The following is a 23,892-nucleotide window of genomic DNA, read 5'->3' as shown; positions in this document are numbered from 1 at the left end:
CATATGAGTTCGAATCAAACACCTAAAGTCCCTCCTACGCTATATCAGATCGTGGACAAATCGGGGGCTGCACATCATGCCGCACATACTGAACAATTGTGGGTGAGCAACGCCCAAAGCGCCGTGTTCTCAGCACCTACTGCCGGGAACAAGGTGGTCGCCTTTACTACTGGCGAGGCCTATTTCGCAGACCTGATTAAAGAGTTCGATGCGGCGGCGAGCGAAATATGCATAGCAGGATGGCAGGTGAATTGGGATGCATTGCTGGCGCCAGGAGTGCGCCTGTATGACGTATTGCTACGTGCAGCCAAGCGAGGCGTCAACATCTACGTAATGCCGTGGAATGATACGGAGCCGGTCCAGACTTATGATGACCAGACCAGGATTGTCCTCGAATCGATCAATGCTCTCCTCCCCAATGCAAAGGGAAAGCCAGCCAAGGTCCACGTCGCCCTCTGTCCTGCATTCGTAGAATTCAATGGAGGCTATTACAGCCATCATCAGAAGCAAGTCGTCGTCGACCGAAAGATCGCCTATGTCGGAGGAATCGATCTCGCCTACGGCAGATTTGACGACAACACCTACGACCTCAGGCCCGACGCGAAAGGGCGACAAGGCTTGAACAGGTACAACCCTGGAATTCCGCGCCTCTTGGATATCAAGTCGACCCAAAACGTGGATCCAGACTTGATGTCAGGGGTGTTGGATAAATCGAATACCTATGATGACATGGGAAATCTGATTTTGCCGAGTAAGGCTAACGAAGAAATCGAGAAAATCGCAAAGGGAGGTTGGCAGATTCCCTATGCTGAAGCCGGAGGCATGGACATCGCAGCCAACTCGGCGAGTTTTTCGTCCAACTCAACCGCACCAGCTACGCTGGACCCGTCACGTCAGCCCCGGATGCCATGGCAGGACATTCACAGCAGAGTCGAGGGACCAGCCGTTTCGCACCTGCTTCGAAACTTCGTTGGCCGCTGGAACTGCGTCTCGAAAGTCAAACTGGCAGCGGCGCCAAAACCAGAGTCTTATCCGAAAACGGGCAAGGCGCTAGTTCAAGTCTTGCGCAGCGCATCGAGGGAACACTGCATTAAAGAGAACGGCAGCAAGAATGCACGAGGAATCCAGACCGATATCTACGAGGCGATGAAAGGGCTTATTGCCAAGTCACGTCGCTTTATCTACATTGAAAATCAGTTCTTTGTATCCGACTTTGGCGAAATTGGGGGTCCTGCGGATGCCCTGTCACCTGCGGCTCAATACATCAAGGACGGTGACAGCGGAATCAGCAACACCTCGTTACGCATAGTTCGCGGCCTTTCCGACAGCGAAGGGGAGGATCTTGATCGACTTCCCCAAAACGGCATATTGAAATCGCTATTGCAGCGATTGCGCGAAGCGATCGTGGACGATGTGAAGAAGCCAAAATTCCATGTTTACATCACCGTTCCAGTACATCCGGAAGGTTCGCTTTACAGCCCGTCGATTGCCGTCCAGGTGTACTTCACAATGCAGACCTTGGTTTTCGGCAGTCATAGCCTGATCAACGGCATCCGCAGGCTGATCAAGGCGCGTGAACTAAAAGATAAAAAAGACCCAAGTTACCGCAGGGTGATCGACGACCCTGCCAATACCGAGTACCGTAGCGTTGAGATCGAACAGTGTAACGAATACGTCACCTTGCTCAATTTGAGAAATTGGGGAAAAGTTGGGGACAAGTACGTCACTGAACAAATATATGTTCATAGCAAGTTGATGATTGTCGATGATCGTTTCGCCTTGTTCGGCAGTGCGAATATTAATGATCGAAGCTTATTGGGAGATCGCGACTCGGAACTGGCCATACTTGTATCCGATGAAGACACGAAACGTGCGGATATCAATGGCGTCGGCAGCAACCAACCAGTCCGGGTCTTCGCCCATGAGCTTCGCAAAAAGATCTGGAAGAAGCTGTTTGGAGTAGGCCTGCCCGGCCGCGAAGCGCCACGAATTGAAAAGGCAATTGACGAACCAGGATCGCCCGCGAGCTGGCGCGCAATCGCAAAGCTTGCTGCTTCAAATGCTGCGGCCTTTGAGCAGGCCTTTGCATACATCCCCCGGAATTTCGCGGCACATGATCAGGAAGCATTTGCGTCCGTTCTAGCAACCTGGAACAGCCAAATGCGCCGGCGAGCAAAGACGAAATTGGTTGGCGACCTCAATAGCCCGATTCCGTTTCACGAAAACTTTTGGAAGAATGTACCTCAACCGAAGGACCCATCGTCTTTGAAATCAATCAAAGGATTTGTCAGCGCCCTACCTGTGCATTGGACGAGAGGGGAAAACATTTGGATTCGATACCCTACCGCATTGATTGTCGAGAACCAGCATGAAACAGACGAGCAAAAAAATCGAGCAGCCATCGCAGTGGCAGCCACAAACACACCTGCTAATTCTGATCAAAGACAAGGCTAAATTCATGAGGCAGATTGAAAAGTCAGGCATGCGCTCGCTTGGGACCGTCTTGTTTGTATCTCTTACGTCGGTAAGCAGTATTGCAGCGCCATTGGAATGGAAGGAGGAATGTGTTGGGCGGTCCAAGCTTCAGCTTCCTTCGGACGTGGAAATTGCTGGCCACGCGTTTGGTGAGCTCGTGGATGAATTGGAGGGAGGCAATGGCCTCTCTGAACCACAGTTTCCAGATGGCCAGAAAGCAGGCTGGAGCAGGTTTGCGTACACGGGCTACTATTTGGCCTCCAATTCGTTAACTCCCAGCGAAATCAAAGATGCTCGCGCCAAGTTCCTGAAAGCTAAAGACTCACTGCAAGCCCGCCTTTCTCAAGGAGCAAACGGCCAAGGCGCAAAAGTTTCCGACGTCCAGACCGGCTCCAATGGTGTCCTGGCGTGGAGCACGCAGCAGAACGTCAGGTTCCTGATTCAGTTGGATGGCCACCTTCTGGCCGGGCGATACGGGTATGTTGACAAATCAAGGCGGGAAAACATTGCGCTTTTCAAGTCGTTCGCAGAACAAGTTGTCGCAAGGCCCGTTTTCTCGATCCCTAAGGATAGTGGCGTATGCTTACCATTTAGTTTCATACGAGATAACGGTCAACATTTTCGAAGTATCACTGCCACTTATCGCAGCAAGTCCTACCCCGACGTATCAATCATTGTCCAGGACGCCAGCGCTCCAGAGTTAGACGCCCCGAAATTGCCAGGAACGACAGAAGCTGAATCCGCGTTGAACGAATTTTGGTCGCAATATCAACACAGCCGGACCGGACGAAAAGTAACGGCCGGCTGGGGGCCGCGCAAGACACAAGATGTGGAGATCGATGGACGCCGAGGCCTGTCCACGCTTGTAAAGATCACTCGCATCGATGGCAGCACCGACTTTGCCTATTCAGCTTATGTAGCGGGCGACCACACCGCACGCACGGACGCACCTAACCTGGTTCTTCACGTAATTCGAGAAGGAAGTGTTGCTCGAGCTCGTGGCCTGCAACCCGTAGATGAAAAGACGCTGCTTGAACTGGCACAGCGCGTCGCGTCAACGATTCAGACCAGGAGTTTTGCGCCAATCCGTTCGAGTTCAACGCAGTGAATGGCAAACGCTTTAAGCGTCGCAGGTCGACTGACTATCCATCGATGACTGCGATGCCAAGGGAAAGCAGCACAATTACTTCCGTCATCACCTGCTGCAACTCCAAGACGCATCCTGCGAACAAAGTGCAGGCCCGGATGGCAGCGTTCGAAACGACTTCAGCCGCATGATCAAACAAGTCCTCACTCTTATTTTTCTCTTAGTACGTCTGCCACCTGCATTTGCAGCTTGCTTTCAGGCAGATCCCATCGTGCCTCCATCCCCTGATACGAAAGCATTTGTTGGCTACAAGCCGGAATGGCTTTCTCGTTTTGGCCGCGATCCATATCCGCGGGATCGGCAGGCTTTTCCTGCCGCTTTACCGTCAGAAATGCTGGGGCTGGCGAATAAAGGAAAAATGCCTGCCGAGGCTACTGGTCACATCACCTACTATGAAAGAGGCCCGGACAATAATTGGAGGATCTGCCGCGTTGATTACTGGTGGCCGAAAAATGACGATCCGGATGAAAAGCGAAAGAAAATGCTTGATCAAAGCCAGCGCTTTGCATCGGGCTACAAGCTACTGGAGAGCCTGGTTCAGGATCAACGAGTGCTATTGTCAAGCACCAGATAAGCGTACGACAACAGGAACCGAATTATTCGCGTTGAGGAAGCTATGTTCTCGGATCCTGACAAAAAAATTCTTCGGGTCACCGATTGCCGCCGCTATGATGAAAAGAACCGAGTCATTCTTTGGGTTGAACCGCACGAAACTAATAGGTGCCCAGACGCTGAGCCAGCACCTGCTGACACTTGGCGGCAATTCAAGTATGCGGACGTCAAAGGTGAAGAGGTGCAGCTCCTCCAGCGGTGGCATGTCGCAAAGAAGAATGGAAAATGGGTCGAAGAATGGGCCCCATTCCAGCTCGATGGATCAACGTCTTCCATTCGTGGACACGCAAACGTAGATTCGAAGCGCGGTGTCAAGGAAATCTTTGGTTCCACGTTCGGTGAACGTGACAAAAACTCAGCCAATATGGTCGTGGACGTATTCGGGCACTGGAATGGCTCTACGTATTACTTCACCAAACCGCCAGTTCCGATATCAGTAATGGCAGCGCCGGATGAAATTTACAAATACGAACGGCGCCGCATGACACGCCTCGACAATGACACGCGTATGTACGAGCTTTTCAAGCCGAACGAGCACATTTCCCGGCATCGTTTCTATATGCTGGCAGGGTTCGTCTTACGACATGAGCAGCTCGATGAAAAGGGCAAGATTAAACGGATCATCACCGTCAACGACTGGAGACAACCTCGTCCCGGCTCTAACCCTGACTTCGACGACAAGCTATTGAATACGAGCGCGCCCCGACTTATTGCACATCAGGTGTACCACCGTGTCTACGAAGTAGCTCCAAACGGCCGGCCAACTTTGGTTGCATTGAGCTGGAATCGATCCTTGCGCAAGATATTGAAGAACACCCCGCTGTCGATGGCTGACCTGGTATTTGGCACTCCAGATGGCAAGGAAAAATGGAAAAGTCGAGATGAGTTCGACAAGGCTTTCGATACCAGTGAGTACGCCAGCCAAGTCTTCCCTGATCGATCGCTGGACGAGGACGAATAAGCGCTAATGACGATGAAAGAAGATTCGAAAACTGAAGACGACTTCAGGCGCGCGCTTTGGCAAGCGGCTCTCATTGGACTAATTGTCACCGCAATTGAGTTCGTGCTGTTCGCACTCATCCTGAAGAGCAATCAGAAGGGTTGGACGGTGGAGCTATTCCTCCTGCTTGCAGCACCAGTTGCTGCGCTGGTGGGCCTCGTCGCCGGTGCATTGTTTATGCGAAGCAGGCCAGCAGTAGAAGCATTCTGGATAGTGCCAATCGCCACAAGCCCATTCCTGCTCTGGGCGATAGAATTGTCAAGATAGTTTTTCTTGGCCTTGCCGCGGCAAGCGGTCACACTATGACGGCTGGCTGTGCGGCCAGCAATGGCTGCGGCCGCCCGACCCCATAACCCTGGGCGAAATCTACGCCCATCGCACGTAGGCAGGCCAGCACCGCATCGTCTTCAACGAATTCGGCGATGGTCTGCTTGCCCATCACGTGGGCGATCTGGTTGATCGATTCGACCATGGCGCGTTCGGTCGGGCTGTGCAGGATGCCTTTGATGAAACTCCCGTCAATCTTCACATAATCGACCGGGAGGTGCTTCAGGTAGGCGAAGGACGACATGCCGGCGCCGAAGTCGTCCAGCGCGAAGCGGGCGCCCTGTGCTTGCAGGTCCTGGATCAGGGTCGCGGCTTGGGCCAGGTTGGCCACCGCCACCGTTTCCGTGATTTCAAAGCATACGTCTTCCAGCGCCACACCGGTGATGCGCTGCTGTTCCAGTACGAATTCGAGCAAGCCTTCATCGCACACCGAAGCGCCGGACAGATTGATGGCCCAGCTCGTGCCGGGTGGTTGCTGCGCCAACGCTTCGAAGGCGTGGCGGATCACCCAGCGGTCGAGCATCGGCATCAGGTCGTAGCGTTCGGCGGCGGGGATGATGGCCATCGGCGGGACCAGGCCTCCTTCTTCGTCCAGCATGCGCACCAACACCTCGGCATGGGAACGGCCGCCGCGCAGCGGGACGATGGTTTGCAGGTGCAGGCAGAAGCGGTCGTTTTCCAGCGCAGCGCGGATGCGTGACACGGCTTCCATTTCAGTCTGCCGCACGGACAGTTCGGCATCGTCGTCGCTGTACAGGTGGATGCGGTTACGGCCCTTTTCTTTTGCCATGTAGCAGGCCGCATCGGCCGCTTTCATTACTTCTTTCAGGCTGCTGCTGCGGCCATCGAGCAGCACCACACCGATGCTGACGCCGATGCGGTAGCTGCGCACGCCCCAGGCGAAATGCAGGTCAACCACGGCCTTGCGTACTTTCTCCGCAACGCGCAGGGCATCTTCGTGGCTGCACTGCGTCAGCATGATGCCGAATTCGTCGCCACCCAAACGGCCGACGATATCGCGTTCGCGCAGCGTGGCTTGCAGAAGTTGGCTGACTTGCTTGATCAATTCATCGCCAGCCGCGTGGCCGCTGGTGTCGTTGATGATCTTGAAGCGGTCCAGGTCGAGGTACAGCACGGCATGTTCGCCGCCGCTGCCCTGGCGCAGGGCAGCCAGCAATTCGCGCAGGCGGCGCTCGAATTCGCGCCGGTTCATGATGTCGGTCAGCTCGTCGTGCGTGGCCTGGTAACTCAGTTGCGCGGCGTGGCGCCGTGCTTCGCTGGCGTCGTGCAGCACGATCACCTGGCCGATGGCGGTGCCGTCGGGCGCGTGGATCGGCGCTTCCGAGCGGTCGACCGGCAGCGGCGTGCCATCGCCCGCCAAAACGTGTAAGGCGCCGCCCTCGCCTTCCAGCCTGCACACTTCATCCAGCGGGCGTCCCAGCATCTCGCTCCCGGACATGCCCAGCATCTGTTCGGCATTGCGGTTGCTGTAGCTGACGCGCTGCTCGCGGTCGGTGGTGATGACGGCGTCGGCAATCGAACCGAGAGTCACCTGCACCAGTTCTTTTTCTGCGAACGCTTCCGCCTGGCTTTGAAGCAGTTGCTGCAGCAGGCGTTCGCGCCGTGCAAAGGAGCGGCGCAGGTAGCCATTGCCGCTCCAGGCCAGCACGGCAGCAGCCAGCAGCAGCACTGCCAGCAAGGCATTCGACACCTGGCGCGCGGCATCGTTGATGGCGGCGGCAAAGCCGATGGCGAGCGGGGTCAGGCGGCGGTCGATTTCCTGGATTTCAAGCAGCACTACAGGGGCGGGCGCAGCAAGCGTCCGATCACTTTGGCCAGGCGCACGACCACGCCACTTCGGCGCAGGGCAACCTGGTCGGCGGCCATGGCCCTGTATGGCACGGCTCCGGCAGCGGCAGCGGCGCCCACCGCAATGCCTCCGCTCAGTGGGGCGTGCGCAGCAAGGAATTCGGCGGCAGCGGCTACAACCAGCTTGTGTTCGACGACACCGACAGCCAGGGCCGCGTGCAACTGCGCACCACCCAAGCCGCCACGGAACTGAACCTGGGCCACCTGGTCCACAACACCGACAACTATCGCGGTAGCCTGCGCGGCCAGGGCGCAGAACTGCGCACCGATGCTTACGGCGCCGTACGCGCCGGCGCCGGCCTGCTGGTCACCAGCTACAAGATCACACACGGTGCCTCGCAGCGCGAACCGGCTGGCGACAACACTGCAGGCATCGCGATGCTGAAGCAAGCCGTCAAGCTTAGCGAATCCTTCAGCGATGTCGCAGTGAAGAATGGCACCGTGGGCCTGGCCTCCCACATAGGCGCACACAAGGCCAAAGCCAACGCGCTCGATGAAAAAGAAGCGCCGCTGAAATCGCTGCTCACTGCCGTCTCCGGCATGGTGGGTGACGCTGGCCTCGACGCCGCCCAAGCCGATGCCGGCGAACGCAAGACCGGTACTGATGCCGGAAAATTGCCGCACAGCGCCGATCCGGTCATCGCCTTCGCCGCCAAGGACGGCCTGTCAATGAGCGCCGCACGCGACCTGCAAATGGCCGCAGGCGAGACAACAACCGTCATGAGCGGCGCCGACACGCAAGTCACCACCGGTGGCCAGATGCGCATCCACACGCAGCAAGCGATTGGCATGCTGGGCGGCGCAGTCAAGGCGGGCGAGCAGGACATCGGCGTTCAGGTCATCGCCGCGCGCGATCCGATCGACGTGCAGGCACAGGCCGGCGCGATGCTTGTGCAAGCGCGCGACGTGATCAACGTGAAGAGCTCCAACGCACATATCGATTGGGCTTCGGCGAAGAAGATCAGCCTGTCCACCGTTGGCGGCGCAAATATCACAATTGATGGTGGCAACATCACGGTGCAGTGCCCTGGCAAGATCGACATCAAGGCAGGTAAGAAGTCGTTCATCGGCCCGGAGCGCACGGACTACGCGCTTCCCAAGTTCCCTTCGAGCGAGCCTGTTTGTATCGACTGCCTGATCAAAGCTCTGAAATCTGGCGCGCCAGTTGCGGTGGTGTAAATGAAAACAATGCCAGAATTTTTCGGCCAAGATCGGACGAACATTCCTGCAGTGCGGACGGACTTGCTCGCGCTGGCTGAAGCCCAGCCCGACGACCATTGGGCTGCATTGATTGATGCCGCATTTGACTATCCCGCTCCCGACGCTTCGCCGTATTGGAGCCGAGGGATCAATTGCTATGGCGGCCCGGCGTACGAAGGCCTGCGCAAGGCCGCGCCAATACTAGTGCCACTCGATCCGGTCTACGACCAAGCTTTCCTGACTCGACTCTTGCGCCACTGCCACGACCGCCCGATGGTCAGCTTTCTCGCGAGCCGCTTTGATTTGAACACCTTGTGCCAATCGTGGGAGCCATTACATTGGATCACTGCAATCGATCATCAGAAGATGCTGTTGCGATTGGCAGACACCAGAATCCTTGCGGAACTACCGAGGATATTGGAGCCAAGCCAGTGGGCTGCTTTCGCCGCACCAGTGACGCAATGGGCTGTCGTCAATCGTTCCGGCAGGCTGACTCCCCTTCCGTTGCCAGCCCCTGACGCAGCTAAAGCGTCGAGCATTCATCTCCTGCACGAGCAATTGGCCGCTTTGCTGTCGGCAGCCGAGCCGGACAACATCCTGGCACTGATCGTTGACTCGATGTCGGACATACTTCCGCAAGATTTGACGGGCTCGCGAGCCTATGCGATGGTTTCGGATAGTTGCGCATTGGCGCGCAAGCACGAAGTGACTAACTGGGCGGATGTGGTTTCGCTGTCGGTTGCAGCTTTCCTGACAGAGGGTAAGACAAACCAGAATGAAAGCTTGACCGCATACCTCACCAGGAAACAGTCCCACCCGGCGATCTCGGGACAAGTCTGGTAAGCGAGAGCTTTCTGTGATCCGATGCTTGGCGCCGGATCGATGTGCGATTGAAATTGATTGAAGGTCCAAGATGAAAAGAACATTTTTTGCAATCCTGAGCGTTGCATTCTTATTTTTGCTGGCCTCCTGCGAGGAGCGAACAGTTGGCGCAGCCGTGGTGGGGTTTAATCATACGAAAGACAAGTCCATCTACATGTTCGCTGTAAATGGAGCACCGGGGCCCAACGTCGATCCGGAAAGTGGAGGAGGCAAGTCCATGTGTTGCATCAGCCTGCCTGCTGAATGGCGTCCTGGCATGCGGGTCAAGATCTGGTGGCAGTACAGCCGCAAGAACCAGGGAGATCCGCAACCGCCGTCAAAGCAGGTTGAACTCGACGTCCCTCAATACGGACGAAGAGTGGGCGATATCCATGTGCATTTTTATGACCAGGACCAGGTGAAGGTTGTTGTTTCCAATTGCCAGCCAGGCCACCCATTTTACCCAATGGACGAAAATTCTCTTCTGCCATGGAAGACCAAAGGAACGAAAGAGGAGTATTTGGAGTGGGAAAAAAGAGCAAGGGAAAGTCATGACTGTTAACATCCAGCCCGCAAAAAATCCGGAACTGTTTAGTACCAGGTCCAGGTTTCGCCCACTGAGCGCCATGGAGACCATGCAGCGTGTGAAAGCGCTGACCGCCGTTAAGTCCAAAGAAGAAGTGAAGCGGTGCTCCGGGCAAGTATTTATCGGCATGTTTTTTGACGGCACGGGAAACAATCGCGAAATCGACTTCGTGGCCCACATCAAATCACTGCGATGAAAAATATTGAGTTCGGCCGCCGCCTACAGTTGTATGCCGGTGAGACTGTTCACAATGTAGAAAAAGCTATGAACTATTTGAGCAGTGAACTAGTTGGATTCTTCGTGGAAGCTCCGCTCGATTGGGCAGCGAAAGTCAAAGTAAAGGAAAATCCGACAAAGCATGGCACTGTCGATCTATCGATGAATGAATCCAAACCTCAGGCAACGAGGACCTACGGTTAAAGTATGAAAAAAAGCCACTTCGCGTTTTCTTTACTAACACTTGCCTGTGGGTATAGCACCGCCGGGTGCTTTCAAGCGAATCCTATGATTCCGCCATCAAGTGATATCAGCGTATACACAGGTGAGACACCTGATGGACTTAGATCGTTTGGCGAATCTCCTTACGGTCGGACTCGCAAACCCTATCCCCCACCACCGCCGCCAGGCATAACAAGCCAGGAGAAAAAAACTCTAGTCCATGACGCCGGCCCAGTCATGCTCTGGTATTTCGAGTCCGCGAATAACGGCACCTCCGCACGTGTTTGCAGGGTTGACTCATGGGTGCCGCGCCAGAATCTGGGCCAAGCACAACGCATGTTTGAGCAGATCGAACAACATGCCAAAGGAAATACTTTATCTAACAGCTTATTGAAGCGAAACCTGACGCTTGCTTATAGTACGACCTATTCCTATGACAGCAAAGGACGGATCGAACAAATTGTCGAAGCTGATTTATCAAAAGAACTTCCCGTGAACTCGACTGCACGGCATTGCAACCGCTACGATGACCGCGATAGGGTGATCCTGTGGGTGAATCCTGAATATTCGAAAAAGTGCCCGAAAGGCGAACCTTCACCCAGAGACGAGTGGCGAGAGTTTAGGTTCGCAAGCATTGAAGGGAAAGAAGTTGAATTACGTTCGCGTTGGCACATCCCTAAAGGGATCAGTCGATGGCGAGAGGAATGGTCGCCATTCCAAATCGATTCAACGCCAAACTCGGTTGAGGGCAACGCCAAAGTCAATTCGCGACAGGGCGTAACCGAAATATATGGATCCACCTACGTGAGGTAACCTGAGTTTTTCGGACACTTCCATTTGATAAACTTGTCAAAGGGAATGAAATCATGAAATCAACAACATACACGCCAGAGTTTCGGGCCGAGGCGGTGAAGCTGGTACTGGCGCAAGGCTTGACGCTTGAGGAAGCAGCCAAGCGGATTGCGATACCCAAAGGGACGTTGGCCAACTGGGTAAGCGCCGCCAAACGTAGTGCCGATGCTGCTGCGCCTCCAGGCAGCCGTAGCGTCGCCGAACTGGAAGCGGAAGTCGCCAAGTTGCGCAAAGAACTGGCTGTCGAACGGATGGAAAAGGAAGTATTAAAAAAGGCCACCGCGTACTTTGCGAGGGAGTCGCTGCCCGGTACGCGTTCATGAAATCGGTGCGACTTGAATACCCGCTTGGCTTGTTGTGTCGGGTCCTTTCGGTGTCGCGCAGCGGCTTCTATGCAGCGGTGGGTCGCCCGCCATCTCAACGACGGCAAGATGACGAGCGATTGAAGGTCGCCATCAAGGCCGCGCATGCGCAGACGCGCGAGACCTACGGGCCGTTGCGTTTGCAGCCAGAGCTGGCCGCACAAGGTTTTGACGCAGGGCGTGATCGCATCGTAAGGCTGCGGCGGGAACTGGGTCTGCGCTGCAAGCAAAAGCGGAAGTTCAAAGCGACGACCAATTCGAAGCACGCCTTCCCGGTGGCGCCGAACTTGTTGGAGCAGACCTTCGCGCCGACACGGCCGAATGAGGCCTGGGTTAGCGACATCACCTATGTCGCCACCGAGGAAGGATGGCTCTACCTGGCGGGCATCAAAGACGTCTTCACATGCGAGATGGTCGGTTATGCCATGGGCGCGCGAATGACGCAGGATCTGACGGCGAAAGCGCTGTGGCGGGCGGTGCGGAGTAAGCGGCCGGCGCCAGGGCTGATCCTGCACTCTGACCGGGGGAGCCAATACTGCGCTGACGACTACCGCAAGCTGGTCTCGCAGTTCGGAATGCGGGCCTCTATGTCGCGCAAGGGGAACTGCTTCGATAACGCGCCTATGGAGAGCTTTTGGGGCAGCTTGAAGAACGAAATGATTCATCATCAGAGGTACGCTACACGGGCCAACGCGGAGGCAGCCATCAAGGAGTACATCGAGATTTTTTATAACCGCCAGCGGCGCCATTCGCGCCTTGGTTACGAGTCGCCAGCGAGGTTCGCTGAGAACTTCGGCAAACAGGTGCTGGCTGCTTGAAACGGAAGTGTCCACCATTGACAGTACACCTCAACGGGAAGCTGGACAACAATGCTGCCAACATGGTTGTTGATGTATTCGGAAGATGGAATGGGTCAAATTATGCTTTCTCGAAGCCCCCGATTGCCATATCGCTCCTCGAGAATCCCGACGAGCTTTACAAATACGAACGACGTCGAATGACGCGCTTAGACGGGCAAACGCGCTTGTATGAACTGTTCAGGCCAAACGAACACATTGCCCGGCACCGCTTCTACATGCTCGCGGGATATGTTTTGCGCCATGAACAGCTCGATGAAAAAGGCAAGATCAAACGTATCATTACGATCGACGACTGGCGACAACCTCGTCCTGGTCCCAATCCGGGCTTTGACGACAGACTTTTGAAGACAACCGCTCCGCGACTTATTGCCCACCAGGTGTACCACCGTGTCTACGATGTAGATGCGAATGGTCGGCCAACTTTGGTTGCGTTGAGCTGGAATCGATCTTTACGGAATCCTCTAAAGAGCACTCCGTTGTCGATGGCTGACTTGGTTTTTGGAACGCCAGACGGTAAGGAACAATGGAAGACACGCGATGAGTTCGACAAAGCCTTTGATACCAGTGAGGATGCCCGCCAAGTCTTCCCTGATCGACCGAGCGACGAAGAGGACAGTTTTTGAAGATTATTCGGTTGGCGTTGGGATTGCTTCTGTTTCAGATTCTTTCCGCCTGCAACCCAAGTTTTTCAGCTGCATCAAGCAAGCGCTTGAAAAAGACGCGTATGATTTTTCCCTGACCGGATACACATCTCGCTACATTGATCAGTTTTCTGTGAATGGAGCAGGCGGCGGCAACATTCAATTGAGCAGTCCTACAAGCGGTGGTGGCGGTGGAGTTTGCTGCGCGATCTACTTTCCCGATGTGCCTAACTTAAAGTACAAAGTGCGTTGGCAATCTGATGCGTGTCGCTATGTTTCTTTTGTTACTGAAGGTGGCGAACGCAAGACCGGTACTGATGCCGGAAAATTGCCGCACAGCGCCGATCCGGTCATCGCTTTCTCCGCCAAGGACGGCCTGTCAATGAGCGCTGCACGCGACCTGCAAATGGCCGCAGGCAAGACAACAACCGTCATGAGCGGCGCCGACACGCAAGTCACCGCCGGTGGCCAGTTGCGTATCCACACGCAGCAAGCGATCGGCATGCTGGGCGGCGCAGTCAAGGCGGGCGAGCAGGACATCGGCGTGCAGGTCATCGCCGCGCGCGATCCGATCGACGTGCAGGCACAGGCTGGCGCAATGATGGTGCAGGCACGCGACGTGATCAACGTGAAGAGCTCCAACGCACATATCGATTGGGCTTCGGCGAAGAAGATCAGCCTGTCCACCGTTGGCGGCGCAAACATCACAATTGATGGTGGCAACATTACGGTGCAGTGCCCTGGCAAGATTGAGATCAAGGCAGGTAAGAAGTCCTTCATCGGCCCAACCAAGACTGACTACACAATGCCTGCACTGCCCACCAGCATTTGCAAACCGTGCTTGTTGGCTGCACTCCGCAGCGGTAGCCCATTCATCGCACCAGCAGCGGCATGAGGTAGACCATGTATTTCGCAGTAAATCCAACGTCACCGACTTTGCCTGCGAAGATCGCGCAGGAGATCGAATCGTTGCAAGCACAGCATAAGGATGCGCCGTTTCACCTCATGGCACTCGTGGATGGAGCTTTCGATGAACAGTTCTCCAAATCGTATCCGCGAAGCCGCTGGCCACGCCATTCCCTTTACGCAAACACGTCACTGCAATCCCTCGGGACCGCAGCGCCGCAGCTAACCACATTCATTGGCCAGCCTGGCGGTCTCACGAAGTGGCTGGTGAATCTGTTCTCTGAATGCAGTGGCAAGCCAATGCTCAGCATCATCGCAAGCGCAATCGATGCCGAGTCACTGCGACAACATCTTCGTCCATACCTCGTTTGTCGAACGGAAGACACTGTTGAATGGCCGGTGCGCTGGGGGGATACGCGCATCGTGCCAGGCTTGATGAATTCTTTGGCTGGCGTCCAGCGAAACCATCTGCTTAGCCCAGTTCATTGTTGGTGGACTGCAAGTCGCAGTGGTGATGAATTGAAATGGATTGGTGGCAGTATCTCATGCCCTATCGCAGCGGATTTCGAGAAGTGGCCGATGAATGAATCCACTTTCGCGGCATTGGTTGACCTATCCGAGCCCGATGCAATTTTGAACAGCATCCACCTCAGCCAGGCAGACCTCCTGCGCGATCAATCTCCCGTTCGTGCTCATGAATCCGTATCTCGTCACTTGAGAATTGGGGCTGCATATCATATCGAAGCAGCGCGCGCCCGTCGGCATTTTAGCCTTGATGTTTCCGCACGATTTTACAAGGCATCCTGCGATGGCAGAGGCATTGAATCGAATACGTGATGGGCACGACTATTTTTCCGAAATTGATAGGCTACCGACGGCATTCTGGGACACGGCAGAGAATAGCCGAACAAAATAGCCTCCACTACGATAGGACAATTCATGAAATTGCAACTTGTCTTTGGGGCAGTCTTACTGGCTGCTTGCTCGACTCAGTCCAAACAAGACGGCTCCAATTATGGAGCCAATGTTGGGATCGTTAATCACACTTCTAAATACATTGACTCCGCCACGGTGAATGGTGCAGGTGGCGCAAATATGAACGCATGGGGCGCTGGCATCGGTAATGTTTGTTGCGCTTCGGTCCCGACTAAATGGTACCCCGGCATGCAGGCGCTTGTTCGCTGGGACGTGCCAGAAGGAAGCAAGCACATATTTAAGGAAAAGATCGTCGAGGTTGAAAAGTATGAGGAGCCGGGTAGCATCTACATTCATTTTTTCCCGGATGATCGAGTTCGAGTCGTCGTTTCGCGATATTGGAGCACAAGTGCAAATCATCCCATTAAAGCACCTGTAAAACCAATCACTCAGTCCGGCGAACCACGTTAAATATGATTACTACAATCTCAGCTACTCGGTAATCCCCCCACCAAATGATCGCCGCAGGAAGTAGAATTTTCTAACTTTGAAATTGAAGGTTCTACTGCATGAAGACGTCCCGTTTTACCGAAAGCCAGATCATCGCCATCCTGAAGCAGGCTGAGGCCGGCGCCCCTGTCCCCGAACTGTGCCGCGAGCATGGCATGAGTCGTGCCACGTTCTACAAATGGCGTTCCAAGTTCGGCGGCATGGATGCCTCGCTGATGGCGCGCATGAAGGAGCTGGAGGAGGAAAATCGCCGGCTGAAGAAGATGTACGCGGAGGAGCGCCTGAAGGCAGAGGTCGTTGCGGAGGCTCTGGCAAAAAAGTGGTGAAGCCATCTCGCCGACGTAAGATGGCGCGACACTACGTCGAAGCTGGCCGCATGACCGTCAAGAGCGCCTGTGCGGCCTTCTGCATCAGCCAGACTTGCTACCGTTATCAAGCCAAGCTCAATGCCGAGAATGAGGTGATAACCGACTGGCTGGTTCGCCTGACGAACAATCAGCGCAACTGAGGCTTCGGTTTGTGCTTCCTGTTCCTTCGGAACGTGAAAGGCTTCGGCTGGAACCACAAGCGGGTGTGTCGAATCTATCGCGAGCTGGAGCTGAATCTGCGCATCAAGCCGCGACAGCGCATCGTGAGAGACAAGCCCGTGCCTTTGGCCGTGCCGACCGCCATCAACCAGACCTGGTCGATGGATTTCATGCACGACCAGCTTGCCGATGGTCGCAGTATCAGATTATTCAACGTGATCGATGACTTCAACCGAGAAGGACTGGCCATCGACGTGGACATCTCACTACCATCGGAGCGCGTTGTGCGAACGCTGGACCAAGTCTTTGAGTGGCGTGGTAAGCCTCGAACGATACGCTGTGATAACGGCCCGGAATACATAAGCGGCGTCACAGCGCAATGGGCGAACAAGCACGGCATCGAGATTGCATTTATCCAGCCTGGACAGCCGCAGCAGAACGCCTAAATCGAGCGCTATAACCGCACGGTGCGCTACGACTGGCTTGCGCAGCACCTGTTTGAATCGCTGGACGAAATCCAGCACTTTGCCACCGGCTGGCTCTGGACTTACAATCACGAGCGACCCAACATGGGCTTGGGCGGAATCACACCAAAACAGAAGCTCGCTCTCGCCGCTTACCCCCTACTTCTGGCGCGCATCAAAAATGGGGGGATTGCCTTGTCATCTTTCGGAAATCAGTTGAGACGGCACCTCGCGGCTGGAGCGCGGGTCTTCGCCTGGAAGGGATGGGGATGGAGGCAATCGCGGATGCCTTGAGTAGCAAAACCAAAACTGAATTTATTCACTTACGAGCTGCTAGTGCAGCCTAAAAATTTACACAAGCGATAGGTTGTGTCCGGAGGTGGCGGGGCAAGATCATAAGTCGCGTGCTGAATGGAGGCGAGTATTTTGAGGAGATTTCCAAGCTGCCAGCGAGCTTCTGGATCGTTGCAGAGGAAAATCGCTCCATGCAGGCAAATTATCTGCTTACGACAACCAATTAGAGGTCAAAGAATGAAATTGCTCTTAGCATTTGGCGCGCTACTTCTAACTGCGTGCTCTACGCAGCCAAAAGCAGATGAATCCACCTACGGCGCGAGCGTAGGGATCGTAAACCACACTGGGAATTTCATATATTCAGCATCTGCAAATAGCGGCGGTGGCGGTCATATGGAAGCTTGGGGTGCCGGTGCGGCGAACATATGTTGCGTTATGGTTCCGAAGAAGTGGTACCCGGGCATGCAAGTACTAATACGCTGGGATATGCCTCAGGGAAGCAAGCACATATACAAGGAGAAGGTCGTCGATGTAGAGAAATACGACGAGTCTGGCAGCGTATATATTCACGTCTTTCAAAACGACGAAATCAGAGTTGTAGTTTCAAACTATGACGGCTGGAGTTCTAAGCACCCCATTCCAGCGCCTAAACAACCAGCCGATCAACGCCCTCAAGCACAGTAAAACATGATCAACGCTTCTCCTAGTTCTGCTCCGTTTCCAGTGGCCGAGTTTCTTGCCCCTAACGCATTGGATCAGTCTAAAATTTCTGAAAAAACTGCTCATGATGAGAGCCGGCCTTGCTCCATTCCAGTGCATGTTGCGTTTTTTTGACGGAACTAATAACAATCTTTACCGAGATAAAGATGGCGTACGAGAGGGCGTTCCAGATACCAAAGGAAGACCGACAGCAATCAGTAACAAACCAGTGACGCAGGAATCCGCAGATCACAGTAATATCGCTCGCCTGTTCCTTGCTTTTCCGGGCAACAAAGTACCAGAAGGTAAGATTGCCTACTATATTCCCGGACCAGGCACACCGTTTCCTCAAATCGGTGAGCAAACTGAAACGCAGGAGGGAAAGGCTTTCGCGAAAGGTGGTCAGCCGCGAATTCTTTGGGGATTGCTGCAAACGTTAAACGCTGTTTCCCGGGTCGTCGACGGTGGCCGCTTACTCTTCAAGGATTAGGACGCTGGCGAATTAGTTCGTCAATACAGACCTGTCGGGAATGAGTATTTTGCGGAGATTGCGAAACTACCAACGAGCTTTTGGAATCTTACCTAGCTGAACAAAGGATCCTTAGTGAAAACAATTGTGGTGTTATGCACAATGCTGCTGGCTTCCTGTGCAACGCAACCGAAGCAGGCTGCTTCGAATTACGGAGCAAGTGTCGGAATAGTTAATCACACCGATAAATTCATCTACTCTGCTGCAGTCAATGGTGCAGGTGGGGCCAATATGCCAGCTTGGGGGGCGGGAATGGCCAACATATGCTGCGCAATGGTTCCGAATAGATGGTACCCAGGCATGGTTGTCTTGATTGAATGGGATATGCCCGAAGGGAGCAAACACATTTATAAACAACAGAAAGTAGAGGTTGAGCAGTATGCAGAGCCAGGAAGCAACTACTTGCACTTCTACCCGAAAGACAAGGTTCGTGTAATCGTTTCGCCATATGATGGCGCAAGTCCTTTGCACCCAATTCCCCGTCCCCGAAAACCAGCTTTGCAACAGGCCGAATAACAGCGAACATGATTAACGCTACACCTGCTAACGCGCCCTTTCCTGTCGCAAACTACTGCCCCCCACTGCGCAAGAGCAATCTAAGATTGCTCAGCGGTGTGATGCGTCAGATGAAAAGCCATGTTCCGTTCCTGTTTATGTTGCCTTATTTTTCGATGGAACCAACAATAACTTGTACCGCGACAGCTTTCTTGGGAGCCGAATCGAACTCAAGGAACTGAGCGAATCGTGGGAACCGTTACATTGGATCACGGCAGTTGATCATCAGCGAATGCTATTGCGGTTGGCAGATACAAGAACACTCGCCGTCCTCCCGCAAGTACTTAAACCAGCACAGTGGGCAGCGATTTCCGGTTCTGTGGCTCAATGGGCGATAATCGATCGACTCGGTAACCTCGCGCCTCTCTCTGTTCCACAAACAGAAGCTGCCAGAGTGCCGACCATCCACCTAGAGCATGATCAACTCGCGGCCCTCCTTTCCTCGGCCGAGCCAGATAACGTGCTGTCGCTGCTATCGGATTCAATGTCGGACATTCTTCCCAAGGATATGAGTGGCTCCATGCGCTACGAAACGGTTGCGGACAGTTGTGAACTGGCGCGCAAATACGATGTAAGTAATTGGTCAGATATCGTTTCGCTGGCGGTGGCAGCCTTTTTATCGCACGGGCAAACCAATCAAGAAGAATCGTTGGCAGCTTATCTCGCCGCTAAGCGATGGAGCGTCGGAGATCTCGGAGCCGGATTGGTTTCCGAAGGTTTTGTATAGTAAATAAGACTAGGAATGAAATCGCTTAAACCAATTGCCTGACCATAGAAGCCAAGAGAACTTGGGGCTAGTCTGGTTTTCAAGCGATTTATATTTTGAGAGTGGATAAGATGAGTATTTTTAAAAAAATTGCATTGCTTCTTCTATTTGTGCCGTTAATGAGTGCATGCGAAGAACAAAATTTCTCTGGCGCACTTGTTGCGTACAATCATACGATTGATAAGCCGGTCTATAAGTTTACAGTAAATGGTGCCATGGGGCCGAACGTTGACCCAGAATCAGGTGGGGGAAAGCGTAGTTGCTGTGTTTCTTTGCCAAAAAAATGGCATCCTGGCTTGCATGTTAAAGTTGTCTGGGTCTATGACAGACTAACAGATGACAGCCCCCAACTGCCTCCTCAATCGGCCGATGTCGAAATTCCGATGTACGACCACGCTGGAAATATACATGTGCATTTTTATGATAAAGATATAGTTCGAATTGTTATTTCTAATTGCGGCGCCGAGCATCCTTTTTACCCAATGGATCCACAGTTACTGCTGCCATGGAAGGCAAATCGAACAAAAGACGAATACTTGAAATTTGAGAACCCGCGAGGTCCTGGCCATGCCTGCTAATGTAGATGTCGCAAAGAATCCCGATCTTGTTGGAGAAGGCTGTATCGTTATCTCCGCCGCCAATTATTGCGGAGAAATATAAGTATATTCTCCGCAAGCGCATAGCGGCAGTTGAAGAACGAGATACGGGTCAGGCGGACGCTGCGGCTGACAAGATTCGCGAAAAAATCGAACAATGGTGCAAGTGGCTTGATCACCACCTTTCCCCGTTGTTGGTCGACGCTGGAGCACCAGAGCGCGACGTTTTGAGCGTCATACAGTCGCTGAGTGATAAGCCACAGTCGATGGAAATGGTTGAGTTCTTTGATAACTGGGTTCATGACTCAATGGCTGGTCTACATCAAGACGGCGCAGATGAGTTCTTACTCAACGGCATTGGACTCGCAAAATTCCGCCGTGTCTATTTTGGTAATTCGGCAGACGCTATGATTAGACAAGTGGCGGCCTCTGAAAATGAATCCAAATTAAGTTTTGAAAAGGAACGTCGCCGCCGCCATAAGCAGGACATGTTGGAAGCTGCGGAATTCGCGCGGACCAGATCATAGTGCGTCCCTTAAGGAGGCGTTTTATACGCCAGCTTATGCCACGAGCATCAGCCAACGCTACGAACTGCCGCGGCGGAAATCGGAGGAACATGCGGCCGCAGGCCTGAAGGAGCTGGCCACGCGAGAAGTAATCGCGCTTTCAACCATGGCCGCCATCGGCCTGCGCGCCCGCCTCGGCCACCGCAGTTAAACCACATCTGCCGACTGCGCCGCCAACAGCGGCTGCGGGCGCCCCACCCCGTAGCCCTGGGCGAAATCCACGCCCATGGCACGCAGGCAAGCGAGGATCTCATCGTCCTCGACAAACTCGGCGATGGTCTGTTTGCCCATCACATGCGCGATCTGGTTGATCGATTCGACCATGGCGCGTTCGGTCGGGCTGTGCAGGATGCCGCGAATGAAGCTGCCATCGATCTTCACGTAGTCGACCGGTAAATGTTTCAGATAGGCGAAGGAGGACATGCCCGCGCCGAAGTCGTCGAGCGCGAAGCGGGCGCCCTGCGCCTGCAGGTCCTGGATCAACGTTGCGGCCTGGGCCAAGTTGGCCACCGCCACCGTTTCCGTGATTTCAAAGCATACGTCTTCCAGCGCCACACCGGTGATGCGCTGCTGTTCCAGTACGAATTCGAGCAAGCCTTCATCGCACACCGAGGCGCCGGACAGGTTGATGGCCCAGCTCGTGCCTGGCGGTTGCTGCGCCAACGCTTCGAAGGCGTGGCGGATCACCCAGCGGTCGAGCATCGGCATCAGGTCATAGCGTTCGGCGGCGGGGATGAAGGCCATCGGCGGGACCAGGCCTCCTTCTTCGTCCAGCATGCGCACCAACACCTCGGCATGGGAACGGCCGCCGCGCAGCGGGACGATAGTTTGCAGGTGCAGGCAGAAGCGGTCGTTTTCCAGTGCGGCGCGGATGCGTGACACGGCTTCCATTTCAGTCTGCCGCACGGACAGTTCAGCATCGTCGTCGCTGTACAGGTGGATGCGGTTGCGGCCCTTTTCTTTTGCCATATAGCAGGCCGCATCGGCCGCTTTCATTACCTCTTTCAGGCTGCTGCTGCGGCCATCGAGCAGCACCACACCGATGCTGACGCCGATGCGGTAGCTGCGCACGCCCCAGGCGAAATGCAGGTCCACCACGGCCTTGCGTACTTTCTCCGCGACGCGCAGGGCATCTTCGTGGCTGCACTGCGTCAGCATGATGCCGAATTCGTCGCCGCCCAAACGGCCGACGATGTCGCGTTCGCGCAGCGTGGCTTGCAGCAGTTGACTGACTTGCTTGATCAACTCGTCGCCGGCCGCGTGGCCGCTGGTGTCGTTAATGATCTTAAAACGGTCCAAGTCGAGATATAGCACGGCATGTTCACCGCCGCTGCCCTGGCGCAGGGCAGCCAGCAATTCGCGCAGGCGGCGCTCGAATTCGCGCCGGTTCATGATGTCGGTCAGCTCGTCGTGCGTGGCCTGGTAACTCAGTTGCGCGGCGTGGCGCCGTGCTTCGCTGGCGTCGTGCAGCACGATCACCTGGCCGATGGCGGTGCCGTCGGGCGCGTGGATCGGCGCTTCCGAGCGGTCGACCGGCAGCGGCGTGCCATCGCCCGCCAAAACGTGTAAGGCGCCGCCCTCGCCTTCCAGCCGGCACACTTCATCCAGCGGGCGTCCCAGCATCTCGGTCCCGGACATGCCCAGCATCTGTTCGGCATTGCGGTTGCTATAGCTGACGCGCTGCTCGCGGTCGGTGGTGATGACGGCGTCGGCAATCGAACCGAGAGTCACCTGCACCAGTTCTTTTTCTGCGAACGCTTCCGCCTGGCTTTGAAGCAGTTGCTGCAGCAGGCGTTCGCGCCGTGCAAAGGAGCGGCGCAGGTAGCCATTGCCGCTCCAGGCCAGCACGGCAGCAGCCAGCAGAAGCACGGCCAGCAAGGCATTCGACACCTGGCGCGCGGCATCGTTGATGGCGGCGGCAAAGCCGATGGCGAGCGGGGTCAGGCGGCGGTCGATTTCCTGGATTTCAAGCAGCACTACAGGGGCGGGTCGGGCGGCGGGCGGCATCTCATGCACGCGCTCGCCTAACTCCCGCAAGCGCAGCAGGTGCTGGTCGCTGTGTTCCCAGTAGGTGATGGCGCGCGCCATCAGGTACAGGTCTTTGAAATTGCGGTACAGCCAAACCATGCCGCGTATATCTTCGTCGGCATTGCGGCCGCCCAGGAAGCCCTCGCGCACCACGTCCCAATCCATCTGTTCCTTGTCCATTTCGCGCCGCGCGCGCATGTCCGACAGCGGCACCGCCAGTTCGGATTGGAATTGGGCGTAGTCCTGTTCGTCGGAGGTGACGAGGTAGCGTTGCAGGGAAGCGATGGCGGCCTTCTGGCCTTTGGACCAATAGCTTTCGCCGCCGACATAGGCGCGCAGGGTAGCCGCTATCGACAGGCTGAACACTGCCACCAGGGTGAGCGCCGCCACGGCCAGCACAAACGGCAGGACCACGGTGGCGTAGCGTTCCTCGGGACGAGCCATAACCTTGCACTGCTGGGATGAAAAATCCCATGATGGGGGAAACCCGGCGCGGCACGCAATGGCGGCACCGTTGCGCGTTGCTTTAAGGCAACAAGATTAATGCAATATTAATTCAACGCTAAGATCTGCGTGGCCTTCGCAGCATTGTTTTCCGCGTTTTTCAGCAGGCTCATTTGCGTTTCGAAAGAACGTGCCAAAGCGATCATATTGACCATGGCGTCGATCGGGTTGACGTTGCTGCCTTCCAGCGTGCCGTCGGCCAGCCGCACGCCCTGGTCGGGATCGGCCGGCAAACCGCTTTGCTGGCGGAACAGGCCATCGTCGCCGCGCACCAGGCCTTTGACGTCCGGATTCACCAGCTTGATGCGGCCCAGAACATTCGACGGGCCGGGTTGGGTCTGGGTAGTGTCAATGGCCGATACGGTGCCGTCGGCGGCAATCGCCACCTGGGCGTCGGGCGGAATCGCGATGGGACCGTTCTCCCCCACCAGGGTCAACCCGGCCGCCGTTTGCAGCATGCCGTTTTCGCTGACCTTCAAACTGCCGTTGCGGGTATAGGCTTCGGAGCCGTCGCTGGACTGCACGGCAATGAAGCCGTCGCCGCGCAAGGCCACGTCCAGTGGCCGCCCCGTGGTCTGCATCGCGCCGGCGCGGAAATCCGAGCCGACGGTGTTGTCGACCACGAAGGTGCGGGTCGGCAAACCTTCCGCCACCACCGGCACGGCGCGGAAAGAGTCAAGCTGGGCGCGGAAGCCGGTCGTGGTGGCATTGGCCAGGTTGTTCGACGTGGTGGCCTGCTGCTCCAGGATGTGGCGCGCGCCGGTGGCGGCGGTGTAGACAAGGCGGTCCATCGCTTGCTCGCT

General features: G+C 55.3%; 25 protein-coding genes and 1 pseudogene. 23 read left to right on the top strand and 3 right to left on the bottom strand.

The features are described 5' to 3' along the window. Window positions 1–3: 3 nt before the first annotated feature. From ACQ4MM_RS20045 to ACQ4MM_RS20025, 5 genes are all read left to right on the top strand, one after another. The gene (locus tag ACQ4MM_RS20045; RefSeq protein ID WP_431478994.1) at window positions 4–2,454 is read left to right on the top strand and encodes a phospholipase D-like domain-containing protein; all 2,451 of its coding nucleotides are present in this window, start codon (window positions 4–6) and stop codon (window positions 2,452–2,454) included. Then, window positions 2,369–3,583, top strand: coding sequence for a T6SS immunity protein Tli4 family protein (locus ACQ4MM_RS20040; protein WP_431478993.1), 1,215 nt, complete (start codon window positions 2,369–2,371; stop codon window positions 3,581–3,583). The genes ACQ4MM_RS20045 and ACQ4MM_RS20040 overlap by 86 nt, the downstream gene beginning before the upstream one ends. A gap of 166 nt (window positions 3,584–3,749) precedes the next feature. Continuing rightward, the gene (locus tag ACQ4MM_RS20035; RefSeq protein ID WP_431478992.1) at window positions 3,750–4,196 is read left to right on the top strand and encodes a hypothetical protein; all 447 of its coding nucleotides are present in this window, start codon (window positions 3,750–3,752) and stop codon (window positions 4,194–4,196) included. Between the two features lie 42 nt (window positions 4,197–4,238). After that, window positions 4,239–5,195: a hypothetical protein gene (locus tag ACQ4MM_RS20030; protein ID WP_431478991.1), complete on the top strand. Its 957-nt coding sequence runs from the start codon at window positions 4,239–4,241 to the stop codon at window positions 5,193–5,195. 6 nt (window positions 5,196–5,201) lie between these two features. Then, window positions 5,202–5,501, top strand: a complete 300-nt coding sequence (locus ACQ4MM_RS20025; RefSeq protein ID WP_431478990.1) for a hypothetical protein — start codon at window positions 5,202–5,204, stop codon at window positions 5,499–5,501. 28 nt (window positions 5,502–5,529) lie between these two features. Here the strand turns inward: ACQ4MM_RS20025 and ACQ4MM_RS20020 are convergent, their stop codons facing one another. Continuing rightward, a complete protein-coding gene (locus tag ACQ4MM_RS20020) occupies window positions 5,530–7,359 on the bottom strand; it encodes an EAL domain-containing protein (protein WP_431478989.1) in 1,830 nt (609 codons plus the stop codon). 155 nt (window positions 7,360–7,514) lie between these two features. Between ACQ4MM_RS20020 and ACQ4MM_RS20015 the strand changes: the two genes are divergently transcribed. From ACQ4MM_RS20015 to ACQ4MM_RS19930, 18 genes and pseudogenes are all read left to right on the top strand, one after another. Then, window positions 7,515–8,609 (top strand): DUF2345 domain-containing protein, encoded by a 1,095-nt coding sequence (locus tag ACQ4MM_RS20015; RefSeq protein ID WP_431478988.1) that lies wholly within the window; start codon window positions 7,515–7,517, stop codon window positions 8,607–8,609. Then, complete coding sequence (locus ACQ4MM_RS20010) at window positions 8,610–9,473, top strand: DUF4123 domain-containing protein (protein WP_431478987.1); 864 nt, start codon at window positions 8,610–8,612, stop codon at window positions 9,471–9,473. Between the two features lie 70 nt (window positions 9,474–9,543). Then, window positions 9,544–10,053 carry a DUF3304 domain-containing protein gene (locus ACQ4MM_RS20005; protein ID WP_431478986.1) on the top strand — a complete coding sequence of 170 codons (510 nt, stop codon included), beginning with the start codon at window positions 9,544–9,546 and terminating at the stop codon, window positions 10,051–10,053. After that, entirely contained in the window at window positions 10,043–10,273 is a 231-nt protein-coding gene (locus ACQ4MM_RS20000; RefSeq protein WP_431478985.1) for a hypothetical protein, read from the top strand. Before ACQ4MM_RS20005 ends, ACQ4MM_RS20000 begins: the two co-directional genes overlap by 11 nt. Continuing rightward, the gene (locus ACQ4MM_RS19995) at window positions 10,270–10,497 is read left to right on the top strand and encodes a hypothetical protein (protein WP_431478984.1); all 228 of its coding nucleotides are present in this window, start codon (window positions 10,270–10,272) and stop codon (window positions 10,495–10,497) included. Before ACQ4MM_RS20000 ends, ACQ4MM_RS19995 begins: the two co-directional genes overlap by 4 nt. 354 nt (window positions 10,498–10,851) lie before the next feature. Further along, window positions 10,852–11,328 carry a hypothetical protein gene (locus ACQ4MM_RS19990; protein ID WP_431478983.1) on the top strand — a complete coding sequence of 159 codons (477 nt, stop codon included), beginning with the start codon at window positions 10,852–10,854 and terminating at the stop codon, window positions 11,326–11,328. Window positions 11,329–11,381: 53 nt separating this feature from the next. Then, window positions 11,382–12,547, top strand: a protein-coding gene (locus ACQ4MM_RS19985) for an IS3 family transposase (protein WP_431478982.1) whose coding sequence is annotated in 2 segments (ribosomal slippage) — window positions 11,382–11,634 and window positions 11,634–12,547 — 1,167 coding nt in all. Because the reading frame shifts where the segments join, the coding sequence is not laid out codon by codon here. Between the two features lie 17 nt (window positions 12,548–12,564). Then, window positions 12,565–13,212 (top strand): hypothetical protein, encoded by a 648-nt coding sequence (locus ACQ4MM_RS19980; RefSeq protein WP_431478981.1) that lies wholly within the window; start codon window positions 12,565–12,567, stop codon window positions 13,210–13,212. Further along, window positions 13,160–14,125, top strand: a complete 966-nt coding sequence (locus ACQ4MM_RS19975; protein ID WP_431478980.1) for a DUF2345 domain-containing protein — start codon at window positions 13,160–13,162, stop codon at window positions 14,123–14,125. Before ACQ4MM_RS19980 ends, ACQ4MM_RS19975 begins: the two co-directional genes overlap by 53 nt. A gap of 8 nt (window positions 14,126–14,133) precedes the next feature. Beyond that, window positions 14,134–14,973: a DUF4123 domain-containing protein gene (locus ACQ4MM_RS19970; protein ID WP_431478979.1), complete on the top strand. Its 840-nt coding sequence runs from the start codon at window positions 14,134–14,136 to the stop codon at window positions 14,971–14,973. Between the two features lie 102 nt (window positions 14,974–15,075). Then, the gene (locus tag ACQ4MM_RS19965; protein ID WP_431478978.1) at window positions 15,076–15,522 is read left to right on the top strand and encodes a DUF3304 domain-containing protein; all 447 of its coding nucleotides are present in this window, start codon (window positions 15,076–15,078) and stop codon (window positions 15,520–15,522) included. A 98-nt stretch (window positions 15,523–15,620) separates the two neighbouring features. After that, window positions 15,621–16,705, top strand: a pseudogene (locus ACQ4MM_RS19960) (IS3 family transposase); the annotation flags it as partial. 378 nt (window positions 16,706–17,083) lie between these two features. Then, window positions 17,084–17,530, top strand: coding sequence for a DUF3304 domain-containing protein (locus ACQ4MM_RS19955; RefSeq protein ID WP_431478977.1), 447 nt, complete (start codon window positions 17,084–17,086; stop codon window positions 17,528–17,530). Window positions 17,531–17,630: 100 nt separating this feature from the next. After that, window positions 17,631–18,035: a hypothetical protein gene (locus tag ACQ4MM_RS19950; RefSeq protein ID WP_431478976.1), complete on the top strand. Its 405-nt coding sequence runs from the start codon at window positions 17,631–17,633 to the stop codon at window positions 18,033–18,035. Between the two features lie 114 nt (window positions 18,036–18,149). Further along, window positions 18,150–18,590, top strand: a complete 441-nt coding sequence (locus ACQ4MM_RS19945; RefSeq protein ID WP_431478975.1) for a DUF3304 domain-containing protein — start codon at window positions 18,150–18,152, stop codon at window positions 18,588–18,590. Between the two features lie 172 nt (window positions 18,591–18,762). Beyond that, window positions 18,763–19,356, top strand: a complete 594-nt coding sequence (locus tag ACQ4MM_RS19940; protein ID WP_431478974.1) for a hypothetical protein — start codon at window positions 18,763–18,765, stop codon at window positions 19,354–19,356. Between the two features lie 110 nt (window positions 19,357–19,466). Continuing rightward, window positions 19,467–19,973: a DUF3304 domain-containing protein gene (locus ACQ4MM_RS19935; protein WP_431478973.1), complete on the top strand. Its 507-nt coding sequence runs from the start codon at window positions 19,467–19,469 to the stop codon at window positions 19,971–19,973. Between the two features lie 5 nt (window positions 19,974–19,978). Next, entirely contained in the window at window positions 19,979–20,518 is a 540-nt protein-coding gene (locus ACQ4MM_RS19930; RefSeq protein ID WP_431478972.1) for a hypothetical protein, read from the top strand. 186 nt (window positions 20,519–20,704) lie between these two features. On the opposite strand, the gene ACQ4MM_RS19925 is transcribed toward ACQ4MM_RS19930, so the two are convergent. Together ACQ4MM_RS19925 and flgF are read right to left on the bottom strand one after the other, a co-directional pair. Beyond that, window positions 20,705–23,029 (bottom strand): EAL domain-containing protein, encoded by a 2,325-nt coding sequence (locus ACQ4MM_RS19925; protein ID WP_431478971.1) that lies wholly within the window; start codon window positions 23,027–23,029, stop codon window positions 20,705–20,707. A gap of 107 nt (window positions 23,030–23,136) precedes the next feature. Continuing rightward, window positions 23,137–23,880: a flagellar basal-body rod protein FlgF gene (gene flgF, locus ACQ4MM_RS19920; RefSeq protein WP_431478970.1), complete on the bottom strand. Its 744-nt coding sequence runs from the start codon at window positions 23,878–23,880 to the stop codon at window positions 23,137–23,139. Window positions 23,881–23,892: the final 12 nt, after the last annotated feature.

The organism is Massilia eburnea, assembly GCF_050709955.1.
Lineage (GTDB): Bacteria > Pseudomonadota > Gammaproteobacteria > Burkholderiales > Burkholderiaceae_D > Rugamonas > Rugamonas eburnea_A.
Note: the sequence above shows the minus strand (reverse complement) of the source record. Positions and strands in the feature narration are given on the sequence as shown.

Excerpts from the sequence above, each read along its gene's own strand:
- ACQ4MM_RS19975 (WP_431478980.1), top strand. The coding sequence starts at position 13,160 with ATGCCCGCCAAGTCTTCCCTGATCGACCGAGCGACGAAGAGGACAGTT.
- ACQ4MM_RS19930 (WP_431478972.1), top strand. The coding sequence starts at position 19,979 with ATGTCGCAAAGAATCCCGATCTTGTTGGAGAAGGCTGTATCGTTATCT.
- ACQ4MM_RS20045 (WP_431478994.1), top strand. The coding sequence starts at position 4 with ATGAGTTCGAATCAAACACCTAAAGTCCCTCCTACGCTATATCAGATC.
- ACQ4MM_RS20005 (WP_431478986.1), top strand. The coding sequence starts at position 9,544 with ATGAAAAGAACATTTTTTGCAATCCTGAGCGTTGCATTCTTATTTTTG.
- ACQ4MM_RS20040 (WP_431478993.1), top strand. The coding sequence starts at position 2,369 with ATGAAACAGACGAGCAAAAAAATCGAGCAGCCATCGCAGTGGCAGCCA.
- ACQ4MM_RS20010 (WP_431478987.1), top strand. The coding sequence starts at position 8,610 with ATGAAAACAATGCCAGAATTTTTCGGCCAAGATCGGACGAACATTCCT.
- ACQ4MM_RS19965 (WP_431478978.1), top strand. The coding sequence starts at position 15,076 with ATGAAATTGCAACTTGTCTTTGGGGCAGTCTTACTGGCTGCTTGCTCG.
- ACQ4MM_RS20025 (WP_431478990.1), top strand. The coding sequence starts at position 5,202 with ATGACGATGAAAGAAGATTCGAAAACTGAAGACGACTTCAGGCGCGCG.
- ACQ4MM_RS20035 (WP_431478992.1), top strand. The coding sequence starts at position 3,750 with ATGATCAAACAAGTCCTCACTCTTATTTTTCTCTTAGTACGTCTGCCA.
- ACQ4MM_RS19950 (WP_431478976.1), top strand. The coding sequence starts at position 17,631 with ATGATGAGAGCCGGCCTTGCTCCATTCCAGTGCATGTTGCGTTTTTTT.
- ACQ4MM_RS19990 (WP_431478983.1), top strand. The coding sequence starts at position 10,852 with ATGTTTGAGCAGATCGAACAACATGCCAAAGGAAATACTTTATCTAAC.
- ACQ4MM_RS20000 (WP_431478985.1), top strand. The coding sequence starts at position 10,043 with ATGACTGTTAACATCCAGCCCGCAAAAAATCCGGAACTGTTTAGTACC.
- ACQ4MM_RS19935 (WP_431478973.1), top strand. The coding sequence starts at position 19,467 with ATGAGTATTTTTAAAAAAATTGCATTGCTTCTTCTATTTGTGCCGTTA.
- ACQ4MM_RS19970 (WP_431478979.1), top strand. The coding sequence starts at position 14,134 with ATGTATTTCGCAGTAAATCCAACGTCACCGACTTTGCCTGCGAAGATC.
- ACQ4MM_RS19955 (WP_431478977.1), top strand. The coding sequence starts at position 17,084 with ATGAAATTGCTCTTAGCATTTGGCGCGCTACTTCTAACTGCGTGCTCT.
- ACQ4MM_RS19995 (WP_431478984.1), top strand. The coding sequence starts at position 10,270 with ATGAAAAATATTGAGTTCGGCCGCCGCCTACAGTTGTATGCCGGTGAG.
- ACQ4MM_RS19925 (WP_431478971.1), bottom strand. The coding sequence starts at position 23,029 with ATGGCTCGTCCCGAGGAACGCTACGCCACCGTGGTCCTGCCGTTTGTG.
- flgF (WP_431478970.1), bottom strand. The coding sequence starts at position 23,880 with ATGGACCGCCTTGTCTACACCGCCGCCACCGGCGCGCGCCACATCCTG.
- ACQ4MM_RS20030 (WP_431478991.1), top strand. The coding sequence starts at position 4,239 with ATGTTCTCGGATCCTGACAAAAAAATTCTTCGGGTCACCGATTGCCGC.